Genomic DNA, 12,782 nt, shown 5'->3' with positions numbered 1-12,782 from the left:
GGATTACATCCCAAACAACCACCGGGGTCATTTTAGTCCGCCGAAGACCGCATGGGTCTGAACCGAAGTGGTGAGCGGTGACCTGTGCCCTCTGGGTATTTGTGCCCGAAAGGGTACTCTCATACAGCCTTATCATTTTTTCAAATATGCATAACCCCCAAACCCACACAAAATGGAAGAGAACCCAACTTTACAACTTTGTTTATCAACTAATTATGGTCCCGTCCGGGATTTCCGCGTTCTTGGACACCACCACGATTCCGTCCACAATATGGTAGATGCCTTCATCACGCCTGGCTTCATCCCCCTGGTAATCAATACACACATCGCGGCCGATACGCACATTCTTGTCCAGGATGGCCCTGCGGATCAGGCTGTTACTGCCGATTCCCAGCGGTGTCGGACAAGTGACTTCCGGGTGTTCGTAAAAATCAGCCCCCATCATCACCACGTGATCCAGATGTGTCCCCTCCCTGATAATGGAGCGAATACCCACAATGGACTGTTCAATGCGACTGCCTTCGATAATGGAACCGTCGGAAATCAAGGAATTGTGCATATGACAATCGCGCACCTTCGATCCCGGCAGAAAACGCGCATGCGTGAAAATCGGATTCCTCTCATCGTAGAAGTTGAAGCGGGGCACGGGATTGGCGAAATCCAGGTTGGCCTGGTAAAAAGCGCGGATGGTACCGATATCCTCCCAATAGCCGTTAAAAACATAAGCGTGGACCCGGCGATGGGGAATGGCCGCGGGAATGATCCCTTTGCCGAAATCCTGGCTGTCGTTCTGTTCCAGCAGGTTCACCAGCACATCACGGTTGAACAGATAGATTCCCATGGACGCGAGAAAAGCGGACTCATCCGGACGACCCGGTAAACGCAGCATCTCAATCACGGCGTCATCCCGTGGTTTTTCCCTGAAATCAACGATGCGATCACTCTCCCCCACCTTCATGATACCGAAACGGTGGGCGGTCAGCCGGGCCACCGGAGTGGTGGCAATGGTAATCTCGGCACCGCGGCGCTTATGCTCAGCCACGAAAGCCTCCATGTCGATGCGGAACAACTGGTCTCCCGACAGAATGGCCACATAGTCCGCGTCGTGTTCACAGATATAGCTGATGTTTTTGCGCACGGCGTCCGCGGTTCCCTGGTACCAGTTCTTGTTTTCGATCGTCTGCTGGGCCGCCATCACCTGTACGAATCCGCGCGAAAAACCATCAAATTTGTAGGTCCCGGTAATGTGGCGATGAAGCGACTCAGTATTGAACTGGGTCAAGATGTAGATCTTCTTGATGCCCCAGTGCAGGCAATTGGAAATGGGAATGTCTATCAGGCGGAATTTGCCACCGATGGGAACCGCCGGTTTGGCGCGATTTTCCGTCAAGGGAAAGAGTCGGGTTCCCTGTCCGCCTCCCAATATCACCGCCAGTACGTTCTTCATTTCAGCCTCTCGCAAAGGGGGGCGGAACCTGACGGCCGCATCCGGGCCTCCGCCACCGCCGCCTGCATATTAGGTCGCGCCAGCCGCAAAGTCAAGAAAAACCAAAAACTGGGGACGGTGCTTGTAAGTATGTAAATACGGATTTTTGGATAAACGAAAAGGTGACAGGAGGCCCGTCTTCGCCAAGGCTTCTCCGGGCGGGCAGGTTTCAGGTACCAGGTGTCAGGTGTCAAGGGGCGAAAAATTTTTCGCCCCTACGTTCGTCAACTTGTGGTTAATTCTGTGTATTCCGTGTGTTCCGTGGCTTATTTTGTATTGCTTCTGCTTCCCCTTTCCAACTTTCGTTACTTACTTACCCGTTCTATATACGACCCATCGCGCGTATCCACGCGGATCACCGCGCCCTCATCCACAAAGGGGGGCACCATGATCTCCATGCCGTTATCCAGGGTGGCAGGCTTATAAGATGCCTGCACCGTGGCGCCCTTGATCGACTTTTCCGCATGAGTAACCGTAAACTCCATCGACAGCGGCGGGGTGATGTTCATGGGGCTACCTTCAAAAAATTCTACCTGGTAGGCTTCGTTCTCCTTCATATAATAAGCCAAATCGCCCAGGAATTCGCGGCTTAACGGCAATTGCTCAAAGGTTTCATTGTCCATGAACACAAAACTGTCTCCGTCCAGGTAAGAAAAAGTAAATTCCCGTGTTTCCATGACCACGCGGTCGACTTTCTCACTGGAACGGAAACGATGGTCACGGATCGTGAGATCCTGGATATCACGGATTTTGGTTTGGACAATCGCGTTGCCTTTTCCGGGTGTAATATGCTTCATCTCTTCAACCCGGTACAAACGGTCGCCCATGCGGATCACCATACCTTTACGTATCTGGGTTGCATTTATCATTGGTGGTACCCCCACGTTGAAAGAAATTGCCCGTTGCGGTTGGGAACAGCCGTTACTGACGCCCGGACGGAAAAGAGGGATTCAAATGGAGCTGATGGGAGTCGAACCCACGACCTTCTGAATGCCATTCAGACGCGCTCCCAGCTGCGCCACAGCCCCATTCGAAAATGTTTTATACCACAACCGTGGCGGGAAATCAACCGCTTGGAGCGGGCAAAACCTTTATCGGGCGGCGGCATCCGCCTGCCGGGCCAATACCACCCCGGTAGAGACCCGGCCGTCGATGCGCACTTCCAATCCGTTGGAAACGCGTACATGACGGACATGCGGGGTGCGACGCACCAGTGGCATGCACTTGAGTTGATCCCAGCGGACATACTCTTGTTCTGATTCCCGCCGGATATGAAAATAGCCCATCTTGAGTGAGATCATATTGTGAAAAAAGTGGCTGCCCTGTGACGGATCCACCATGAATCCCGGGCGGCCGGCTTCAACCACGACCCGGGCCTGGGAAATCTGACCCCACTCCACGGGAATCCCCAGCCAGGGATCGTTGGTGCCCCAACGTCCGAACCCGATCAGCAGATAATGGCAATCCTCGCGGACACATTGGGCGTTGATTTCACCCACTTCCGCGGCGATCCGGCGAGTCGCGCCCAGATCGAAAGTGTCGGGATCCACGAACACCACATCCTGGATGTTTTTAGTCACTCCATTGCCCATGGCATGCTCACAACGGCACAACACGCGCGCCGGTTCATCCGGTTCCAGGGTGATTTCGAGTTTCTCTTTTCCGGTAACCATGGGACGGATCTGCAACAAATGAAATTCAGACAAATCCTTTCCCTGAGGCGGAATGTCCATGGCGAATTCCACTTCAACATGTGAACCGAACGCACTTCTTCCCGTACGCAACACATCCTGTAAAACATCCGCCAGCGGCAGGCGGCGTTGTTTCAGCAGGGGCGCGAAAGTTACGACCCTGGGTCCCTCACCCGCCAAACTGTCCGTGATACGGTCATCCGCAAGAGAATAGGTGCCGCCGACATGAAGCAAAGTGCCGTCCTCCTCGGCCGCGGAAAGATCCAGGCGTTGCAGGGTGTGTCGTTCATCCGCCAGGATGTTGATATCGCTTTTTGCCAGCGACAACGCCCAGAAGAAATTCTGGGTCTTTTTCAGCAACTCGTCCGCGCCCGCATAGGGAGGCGGAAGATGTGGATAGCGGGGAGAAAAGCGCCACGTGCGCGCGCCCTCAACAATGGTGGCCCCCAACCCCAATGCCGGTTCCACGGCGCCGTCTTCCGGTTTCTGGTACGAAACGGGATAGTAGTTAAATGATTGGGCCACCCCGGAAACCGCCGGATAGAATCGCTGGTTGTGCGCCCGTCCCACCACCTGCTGGATAATCACCGCCATCTTTTCTTCTTCAATGCGGAAATTGGTATTGCGCACATATTCCTTGGGAGAACTAAAAAACACCGAGGCGAAAACCAGTTTGATGGCACGCTCCAACTGCCGCATGCGCACGGACAGGCGCTGGTGATTGTTGGGCAGCATGTAGGTAGCGTAAAGACCGGCGAAAGGCAGGGTTTGGGAATCCTCCAGCAGACTGGAAGAGCGTACGGCCAGGGGATAGCGGATGTTGCGCAGCAGGATCTCCAGATCCGACAGGATGCCGTCAGGCAATTTGGCGTGCAGGAACCGACGCACGATGCGCTGGTTGTCGCTGGTCTCGATGGCTTCGTTGATCAGTTTGTTGGCTGTCATGAAGGTTTCAAACACCTCGCTACAGATGACAAACGTATGCGGCGTACGCAAGCGGATGCCCGGGAAACGATTGGCCAGGCCGGTTTTGGTCAACATGGTGTTGAGAAAGGCGATACCCCGCGCCTTGCCTCCCAGGGAACCGTTGCCAAGGCGAATAAAGGACTCGCGTAAATCCAGCAGGGATTGCTGGAAATCCAGGATCACCCCGGAACGGTTGCGAACCATCAGCCCCTGGATGGCACGGTGGATGAAGCGCCGCAACTCGGTCGTGTCGGCGAAATCAGACACCCGCTTGGGACGCAACGCCTCCGCCCCTTCGAACTCGGTACGCGCACGCAACCAGATCGAGATATGGTTGCGCTCCGCATGGTACTCCAGGCACTCATCCGGTACCATCTGCACCAGTTTGGCAAACTCGAGCATGTTGTGCGCGCGCCCCACCTCACGCCCGTCGGGCATGCGGAAAACAAAATCCCCGAAACCAAAGTTCCCCAGGATGAACCGGCTGATCTCCTGTAAAAGATGGGGCGAGTTCTTGTTCAGGAAATCCAGGCCGAACTGCTCGGCCCGGGTGCGGTTCTCTTCATTGGAAGATTGGATCAGGAAAGGCAGGTCGGGTATCTCCGCCTTGATCATGTGCGCCACGCGAAAGCCGCATTCTTTGTCGATGCGGCCTTCACGAGGAAAACGGATATCTGAAATCACGCCCAGCAGGTTCTCCCGATACCGCTGGTAGATTTCCAAACCCTCTTCAAAAGTCTCGGCCAGAAGGATCTTGGGACGGGCCCGCATGCGCAGCAAGCGGTGCAGGTCGTTGACACCTTCTGAAATCAGCATGCGGGTCTGGGTCATGATCTCCGTGTACAATATGGGCAGAAAAATAGAAAAGTACTTGGGAGAGTCCTCGATCAGAAGAATCACCCGCACGCCCAGGCGGGTGTCGTTATTCACGTTTTTGAGATCCTCGATGTACTTGATAATGGCGAGCAGGATGCGGGTGTCTCCAGACCAGAAAAACACGCGATCAATGCTCGAGCTTGAGCGCAGTTTCTCTTGCAGCTCCTGACTAACCCACTCATAGGTAAGCAGCACAACCGGAATGTGGGGATTCATCTCTTTGACCCGCGTCCCGAATTCCAGGGGATCCATATCCGTGATCCGCGTCATGGTGATTACCAGGTCAAAACGCCCTTTCTCCAGGACGCGAAAAGCTTCTTCAGCCGTGGAAACCCGGTGAATGCGGGGAACGAAACGCAGGTTCAGGTCGATGTACTCGCCAAAGATTCGTTCCGAAAGCCGGCCGTCTTCTTCCAGCACGAACGCATCATAATAACTGGAAACCAACAGGATTTCCCGAACACGGAAGCGGATCAAATCATGAAATACACCGAACGGAGACTCCGGGTCGGCGCTCAGCTCGGAATTCAACTCCCCGATATTGTCCATGGTTCATATCATACAGGAGAAAGTTTCAAGTCGAAAGTATAAAACTCGGCCAATGGCTATTGGCGAGAGGCGAAGGGCCAGTGGCTATTGGCTAGTGACAAACAGAATTAAATTCCCGTGTGTTCTGTGTGTTCCGTGGTTGATCAAGTCGAAAGCTGAAAGTCTAAAGTCGAAAGTGAAAACTCTCAAAACTATTTCAACTTCTTGCCTTTTCAACTTTGGATCATTTGGATTTGTTTCGGATTTCGAATTTGGGATTTCGTATTTTGCCTTTTTATTCCTTCTTCCTTATTCGTTATTCTGAGCCTGAAGGGCACGGGCGCCCTGCCTCCTGACACCTGATACCTGTCACCTTTTCTTCTTCAACTCCTCAACTGTTTTTATTCCGGGCGACCGGCCGGTCGCCCCTACTTCGCCAACGACGCAGTCTTCAAAATCACGCCTTCGCGTTCCACCGGGTAGAGAGCCTGAAGCATCATGGAGCGGCCCGTGGCGATGGCGGAAAAACCGTAACGATCCCGTACCCGGCGCAATCCGGCGCTGAGCTGTTCGCCGCGCAGGTCCAGGAACGGCAACAGGTCGCGGGCCTCCGAGATGTCCTCCACTTTGACCCCCACCAGGCGCAGGGAACGGTCGCGGCGCGTCTGCAGGCGCTGCCACAGCAGCAACACGGTTTTCCACATATCCGGATAGGAATAAGTGGGAAACGGCAGTGCGGAGCGGGCGGTAAAGGTGGAAAAATCGTCGAACCGCGCCTTGACCTCGATACGCCCGGCAAACACCTCCTCGCGGACCAGGTGAACCGAGAGGCGCTGCACCAGGTAAGAGAGGTGGGAAAGCAGCAGGCCGGCATCGCGGATGTCCTGGGGAAAGGTGGTCTCGCGACTGAAACTGCGGGATGCGGGCACGCGCGCGGCGGGGAAACGCTTTCCCCCCAACAGGTGCACCCCCACCGTGCGTTTCCACAGATCCGGGTAACGGCGCTCCAGGTCGCACACCCGGCGCACCCCCAGACCCATCAGGATCATCTCGGTCTGGGGACCAATGCCGGGCACGCGCTCAATCGACATGCGGGATACGAATTCGCGCTCGTCCAACACCACCATCAGGCCCCCGGGCTTGGCCGCCTCCGTGGCCAGCTTGGCTCCCATGCGCGTAAACCCCAGGCCCGCCGACACCTTGAGGCCGATGCTGCGCTCCACCTCGGTTTTTAATTGCCCGGCCAGGTCCGCCGCCGAAGGGTTGAGATAACGCATGCCGCCCAGGTCCACGTAGGCTTCATCCACGGACACCGGCTCCACCCGCGGAGAATAACGGCGCAGGCATTCCATGAAACGCTGCGAGATATCGCGGTATACCGCGTGCCGGCCGCGCAGGAACACGCCGTGGGGACACTTGCGGCCCGCCATGCGCAACGACATGCCTGAATGCACGCCGTAACGGCGCGCCTCGTAAGAAGCGGTGCACACCACGCCCCGCTCATCGGGCATACCGCCCACAATCACCGGCCGGCCGCGCAACTCGGGACGCAACATCACCTCAACCGCGGCGAAAAAAGCATCGATGTCGACGTGGAACACGAAAGGCTGCATGATCAGTAGCGTCGCATGACGCCCACCACTTGCCCCACCACCCGGAAAGGCTCATGGATGGGTGCATATTCAGGGTTTTCCGGCATCAGGTAATGGCCGTTGGGGCCGCCGCGGCGCAGGCGCTTGAGGGTAATGGAACTGCTGTCCAGCAGGGCCACCACCATGGCGCCGGCATCGGCCGTATCACTGCGCCGCACGATCACCACATCGCCCTCACGGATATAGGCGTCGCGCATGCTCTCTCCCTGCACCCGCAAAGCCACCACCTCGCCGGAACGATCCACCATCCACTCCGGCAGCTCCACCTCTTCCCCCAGGGATTCAAACACGTCCAGGGGAGATCCGGCGGGAACAACCCCCACCAGGGGTACGGTATGGCCGGATCGCACCAGTTCCCAGCGCCCTCCCAGGTGGCGCAGGTGGCCCCGCTCCGACAGGCGCTGCAGGTAAGCGTGAACCGTGGCCGGTGATGCCAGGCCGGTTTCACGGGCGATTTCGCGCACTGTGGGGAAATAACCGAGCCGCTCCGTCAAGGCGGTAAGCCGATCCAGGAATTTTTTCTGCTTGCGTGTCAGCACGGGCATCTCCTTTTATGGATCAAAAAAAGTTGAGAGAGTTGAGGAAGTTGCGGATGGAAAAAACAGTAGGGGCGAAAAATTTTTCGCCCGTACACCTGTTGCCTCTTTTCTCTTGCCCCTCGCCCCTGGCCAGGGCGGTTCGCAAACCGCCCCTGCCACCTGTCTCCTGTCACCTTCTCTCCTTTTTTTTCAACTTCTTGCCTCTTCAACTCTGCAACTTTTCAACTCTATTTGTTCGATCTTTGTTCGCCTTTAATATAGCGCGATATTTCCCCGATGTCAACCGGAAGAAAGTGGAAAAGGGAAGTTGAGAGAGCTGAGGGTGCCTCTTTTCTCTTGCCCCTGGCCAGGGCGGTTAGCGAACCGTCCCTACACTGCCTCCTGACACCTGTTACCCGTCACCTTCTTTTCAACTTCTGTTCAGGTAAAGGATCACCAAGCCGAGAAGAAAAAAAAGCGCGATCATGCCCCACTTGACAGTGTTCATTTGCCGGCGGATCAGGCCGCGTTCATCCAGGTAGTACCGTTGCTGCTCGCGTTTCACCACCTGCCCGCGCATTAACTTGCGCAGGGTCATGGAGTTTCGCAACCCCAGTTCCTCCAGGGTACGGGCCATCTCCGGCGTACCGGCGGCGCTGTTGCGAAAAGCCGCAATGATCTCGCGGCGGCGGCGGAACTCAGAAAAAATCGACGCCAAGCCCATGGGGCCTCCTTGTGCCGGTCATGCCGGAGATACTGGATTATCCCCGAGCACGGCGGACTTGTCAACGCGACCGGGCCCGGGCATGAAACCCAGGTAACGGCGCTGGTTCCGCCGCAGCCGTTCGGGCCCGTACCCTTCACCGCCCAGGCCGGCCAGGGCGCCCACGGCCATGAGTGCCGACAACTCCCGTTCACCGCAACCGCTGCGGGCCATGAACCCTTCCAGCCCCGCATATCCCTGCCTGCGACCGGTCAGGATCCGTTCCGCCAGGACCCCGCCTACTCCGCGCACCTGGAGCAATCCGGCGCGGATCGCCCCGGCCTCCTCCGTAAAGCCGGCGGCGCTGCGGTTGACATGCGGAGGCAATACGGAGATTCCCCACTCCAGGGCTTCACGGATGTAAACGGCCTGGGGATAATAACCGCCGCCGGCATTCAAGAGCCGGCAGAAAAAGGTGGCGGGAAAATGGGCCTTGAACCAGGCGGATAGAAATGCGGAATAGGCGTAGGCCGTGCTGTGGGCCTGGTTAAAAGCGTACAACGAAAAATCCACGGCCAGCTTCCACAGGAATTCAAGTTCACTCGCGCTGAATCCACCGGCCGTTCCGGCCTGTAAAAAAGCGTCCCGGTATGCGGCCTCGCGGCGTTTTTTCATTTCCCGGCGCACCTTTTCACAATAATCCAGCTCCCACCCCGTGAGGGTATGCAACAACACGGATATCTGCTCTTCGAAAATCAGCGTCCCGCGGGTATGGGGGAACACGCGGCCCAGCAAGGGGTGGACCGGGGCTTTGCGGGCGATGTAAGCCGCTTTCATGCCCGAGCGGGCCGGACCGGGACGGATAATGGCGATGGCGATTCCCAGTTGACCCAGGTTTTGCGGCGCCGCCTGCTCCAGGTTTTGCCGCGCCAGGGGACTCTCCAGTTGAAAACAACCGATGGTGCGGGCCGCGCGGATGATCCCCCAGGTAAGCGCATCCGTCATATCCACATGCTTTCCCAGGGCCACCGGGGCGATCACATGGAACCCCCTTACGCCCAGCAGGTCGAGTTTAAACACCCGCAGGCGCTCGATTGTGTGCTTGTCCCATGCCATTTGGGGGAATCCCGACGGCGACGTGGATACGGGAAAATGGTCACGCACATCGCCGTTGTTGCAAAACACCACCCCCCCCACGTGCAATGCCGTATCCCGGTACACGCCCTGCAGCAGGGTCGCGGCGCGAAAAACTTCGCGCGAACGCCCCTCTCCCCGCCCCGCCAATTCCCGGGGCTCGGCGAACATGGGGACCTGTTTACCCAGTGCGTGGGCCTCCTCCGGGGCGAATCCACTGCAACGGGCCATTTCATACAGCGCGGAACGGGCGCGAAAAAAACGATGGGTGGACACAAAGGCCACCCGGGGCGCATAGGTCTCAAACACCCAGCGCAGCACCTCGTCCCGGCGCGAAGAGTCCAGGTCCATGTCGATATCGGGCGGCTCCTCGCGCAGACGGTTGAGGAAGCGTTCAAAAAGCAGGTTGTGCCGCAAGGGGTGGACCCGGGACGCGCCCAGCAGGTAAAGCAGCAGGCTGGAAACCCCGGAACCACGAAGATTGAAATAGATCCCCATGCGGCGGCAGTAGGAGGCAATCTCCGCGGCCACCTCGAAATGGAAACCGACCCCCATTTCCCGCACCACCCGCAGTTCACGCAAAAGGCGCGCGGTTTCAGCCGCATCCAGCCGTCCCCGGCTCACGCAACTACGCACCATCTTTTCCAACCGCGTCCCGCCGTTAGCGCAAGCAGGCAGGATGCCGCTGAACGTGAAATCGACCGCATCCGCCACCACAAAGGTATTGCGCAGAGCCTCACGTCCGGTATCCCCCCAGCGTTGGCACACGGCGCGCGCGCTCAGGGGCCCGTGGGTGCGGTCCATCCCCGCCTTCACCTCGGAAAACGGGCGATGGCGGAACACCGCCGCGGCGGCGGCAAAACGTTCGGAAACCCCGAGCCAGCGCAGGGGCTGCGCCCAGACCAGGGGAATGCAATGACTCCGCGCCACGGCCACTGCCACGCGCGGAGTCGTCCACTCCAGGCCCAGATAGAAAAGACCCGGACCCACCTGGCGCTGCAGGAGCGTCAAAGCGCCATCCAGATCGATGTTGGACTGGGGCGCCAGGACGACCACCATCTCATCCAGGCTTGCGCAACGACGCTGGTTGAGGGTATCCACCAGCGCGGAATATGCCGCGTTGTTGCGAGGAAAAAGCAACAGGGCGCCCAGGCCGCGCAGGCGGACCTCCACGCCCAACAGCGCTTTCAGGCCGCGGCCACGAGCCTGGCGCCAGAACGCCTCCCAGCCCTGCACGGCAAAGGGATCGGTCACCGCCAGGGCGGGCAAGCGAGCCGCGCCCAGCCAGTCAGCCAACTCCGCCGCGTCCACCGCCCCCCATCCCCGCGAGTAAGTGGAATAGACACGCAGGGGCACATACGACAAGCCCGGCGCGCAAGCAAGGGGGTGTTGTTTGTTCGTCATTTGTTCGCTTTTTATCATAATACGGGCCCTTGCGCCTGTCAACCCGCACCCCCGCCTCGGGTTGACAATATGGGCCGATTCTGCTATTTTCCAAGCCTGAGAGGGTCTATAGCTCAATGGCTAGAGCCATCGGCTCATAACCGATAGGTTCCAGGTTCGAGTCCTGGTAGGCCCATTCCGGAACTACTTTTCCCAAGGAGCTTCATTGAAAGAAGGGCTAGACGTTTTATTTTCCCTGCAGCAGACAGACGACAGGCTGAAGGAGATCCAACTCACCCTGAAAGACATTCCCCGCATGATCCGGGAACTCGAAGAGGAACGGGACGGCAAGGCGGAAATCATCGAAGCCGCCCGTGAAAAACTCCAGGCAAACACCAAATCGCGGCAAAAAATGGAAAGAGAGATCCAGGCGATCAAGGAAAAGATCGCCAAGTACCGCGAACAGATGGCCAAGGCCTCCACCAACCGCGAATACCAGGGATTCATCGCTGAAATCAAGTTCGAAGAAAACCTGATCACCCAGATCGAGGAGAAACTGATCGAACACATGGTGGAATCCGATGAGATCGTGGCCGAGATCCGCTCCCGCGAAGAAGATTTCCAGAAAATCGTGGCCGAGTACAACCAGCGGATCAAGGATTTCAACACCAGCCTGGAGTACGAACAGAAAAAACTGGCGGAAGTCCGCAAAGAGCGCGAAAGCATCCGCGCCCGCATACCGGCCCGCTTGCTCAAAGTGTACGACAACCTCTTCGCCAAGAAGGCCGGCAAGGTCATCTCCCTGGTGGAATCCGATTTCTGCGGCGTATGCAACATCAAGGTCCGCCCCCAGTTGCTCAGTGAATTGATCTCTACCGACGGCATGTTCGTCTGCGAAAACTGCGGACGCATTTTGTTTAAACGCGTAGAAAAAGAGGCAGACAAACAGCCTGCCTCGTCCGCCTAGGGGGTCACCCCCCGCGGCACCACGCGCGCCGCATACCCCTCTGTCTTTACAAATACAAGTTGGAAAGTTGAAGAGTTGAAAAGGCAAGAAGTTGAAATAGTTTTGAGAGTTTTCACTTTCGACTTTTGACTAGCCTCTCGCCTATGGCCGGTTTACTTTCGACTGATGTTTTCCTGTCACCTGACACCTTATTTTCACTTTCGACTTTAGACTTTCAACTTGTTACTCGGGTTTCCTCTTCAACTCTTCAACTTTGGAACATTGGGATTTGTTTGGGATTTCGGATTTGGGATTTCGGATTTTTATACCTTCTACCTTCTACGTTCTACAGGGCGGTTCGCGAACCGCCCCTTGCCTGACTTTTGTCTCCTGCCTCCTGTCACCTGATACCTGTCACCTGCCTCCTGCCTCCTTTTTCCTCTTCAACTTTTCAACTTTCTCATGCATAATACACAGAGCATGATCGAACTCTATCACGTCTACAAACAATACATAAAGGGCGACTGGGCCTTGCAGGACATCAACCTGTCGGTCCGCAAGGGAGAGTTCGTCTTTTTAACCGGCGCTTCCGGCGCGGGAAAAACCACATTGCTCAAATTGATTTTCAAAGATGAAGTCCCCTCAAAAGGCCAGATCCTGGTGGATTCCACCAACATCAACCTCATTCCACCCAAGCATGTATTCCGACTGCGGCGAAAAATCGGCATTATCTTTCAGGACTTCAAACTCATCGACTCAATGACGGTGTACGAAAACGTGGCCCTGCCCCTGGTGGTGCGGGGCGAACGCCGCTCCGTAATCTCGCGCATGGTTCACAGCGCCCTCTCGCTGGTGGGACTCACCCATCGCAAGAACTACCCTCCCTCCCACATCTCCGG

9 protein-coding genes and 2 tRNA genes are annotated in these 12,782 nt (G+C 56.9%); 3 read left to right on the top strand and 8 right to left on the bottom strand.

The genetic code is table 11. From position 1 onward, the window contains the following. Positions 1-205: 205 nt before the first annotated feature. The 8 genes from ENN40_10875 to ENN40_10840 all read right to left on the bottom strand — a co-directional run bounded on the left by ENN40_10875 (position 206) and on the right by ENN40_10840 (position 10,976). The gene (locus ENN40_10875) at positions 206-1,447 is read right to left on the bottom strand and encodes a glucose-1-phosphate adenylyltransferase (protein HDP95844.1); all 1,242 of its coding nucleotides are present in this window, start codon (positions 1,445-1,447) and stop codon (positions 206-208) included. A gap of 344 nt (positions 1,448-1,791) precedes the next feature. Next, a complete protein-coding gene (gene efp, locus ENN40_10870) occupies positions 1,792-2,355 on the bottom strand; it encodes an elongation factor P (GenBank protein HDP95843.1) in 564 nt (187 codons plus the stop codon). Positions 2,356-2,441: 86 nt separating this feature from the next. After that, positions 2,442-2,514 (bottom strand) — tRNA-Ala (locus tag ENN40_10865). Positions 2,515-2,577: 63 nt separating this feature from the next. Continuing rightward, positions 2,578-5,568, bottom strand: a complete 2,991-nt coding sequence (locus tag ENN40_10860; protein ID HDP95842.1) for a response regulator — start codon at positions 5,566-5,568, stop codon at positions 2,578-2,580. Positions 5,569-5,975: 407 nt separating this feature from the next. Next, complete coding sequence (locus ENN40_10855; protein HDP95841.1) at positions 5,976-7,160, bottom strand: DNA polymerase IV; 1,185 nt, start codon at positions 7,158-7,160, stop codon at positions 5,976-5,978. Between the two features lie 2 nt (positions 7,161-7,162). Beyond that, positions 7,163-7,744 carry a repressor LexA gene (gene lexA / locus ENN40_10850; GenBank protein HDP95840.1) on the bottom strand — a complete coding sequence of 194 codons (582 nt, stop codon included), beginning with the start codon at positions 7,742-7,744 and terminating at the stop codon, positions 7,163-7,165. Between the two features lie 403 nt (positions 7,745-8,147). Continuing rightward, a complete protein-coding gene (locus ENN40_10845) occupies positions 8,148-8,441 on the bottom strand; it encodes a hypothetical protein (GenBank protein ID HDP95839.1) in 294 nt (97 codons plus the stop codon). 18 nt (positions 8,442-8,459) lie between these two features. Further along, entirely contained in the window at positions 8,460-10,976 is a 2,517-nt protein-coding gene (locus ENN40_10840; protein ID HDP95838.1) for a hypothetical protein, read from the bottom strand. Between the two features lie 84 nt (positions 10,977-11,060). On the opposite strand from ENN40_10840, the gene ENN40_10835 reads away from it, so the two are divergent. The 3 genes from ENN40_10835 to ENN40_10825 form a co-directional block, all read left to right on the top strand. After that, positions 11,061-11,133 (top strand) — tRNA-Met (locus ENN40_10835). A gap of 30 nt (positions 11,134-11,163) precedes the next feature. Continuing rightward, entirely contained in the window at positions 11,164-11,904 is a 741-nt protein-coding gene (locus ENN40_10830; protein HDP95837.1) for a hypothetical protein, read from the top strand. Between the two features lie 459 nt (positions 11,905-12,363). Continuing rightward, a partial coding sequence (locus ENN40_10825) for an ATP-binding cassette domain-containing protein (GenBank protein HDP95836.1) occupies positions 12,364-12,782 on the top strand: 419 nt, incomplete at its 3' end.

The sequence above is a fragment of the Candidatus Aminicenantes bacterium genome (assembly GCA_011049425.1).
Taxonomy (GTDB): domain Bacteria; phylum Acidobacteriota; class Aminicenantia; order UBA2199; family UBA2199; genus UBA876.
The sequence above is the reverse complement of the archived record's forward strand: the minus strand, read 5'-3'. Positions and strand labels throughout refer to the sequence as shown.

What these genes read in the sequence shown, in the direction of transcription:
- ENN40_10875 (HDP95844.1), bottom strand. Translation starts at nt 1,447, where the DNA reads ATGAAGAACGTACTGGCGGTGATATTGGGAGGCGGACAGGGAACCCGA.
- efp (HDP95843.1), bottom strand. Translation starts at nt 2,355, where the DNA reads ATGATAAATGCAACCCAGATACGTAAAGGTATGGTGATCCGCATGGGC.
- ENN40_10860 (HDP95842.1), bottom strand. Translation starts at nt 5,568, where the DNA reads ATGGACAATATCGGGGAGTTGAATTCCGAGCTGAGCGCCGACCCGGAG.
- ENN40_10855 (HDP95841.1), bottom strand. Translation starts at nt 7,160, where the DNA reads ATGCAGCCTTTCGTGTTCCACGTCGACATCGATGCTTTTTTCGCCGCG.
- lexA (HDP95840.1), bottom strand. Translation starts at nt 7,744, where the DNA reads ATGCCCGTGCTGACACGCAAGCAGAAAAAATTCCTGGATCGGCTTACC.
- ENN40_10845 (HDP95839.1), bottom strand. Translation starts at nt 8,441, where the DNA reads ATGGGCTTGGCGTCGATTTTTTCTGAGTTCCGCCGCCGCCGCGAGATC.
- ENN40_10840 (HDP95838.1), bottom strand. Translation starts at nt 10,976, where the DNA reads ATGATAAAAAGCGAACAAATGACGAACAAACAACACCCCCTTGCTTGC.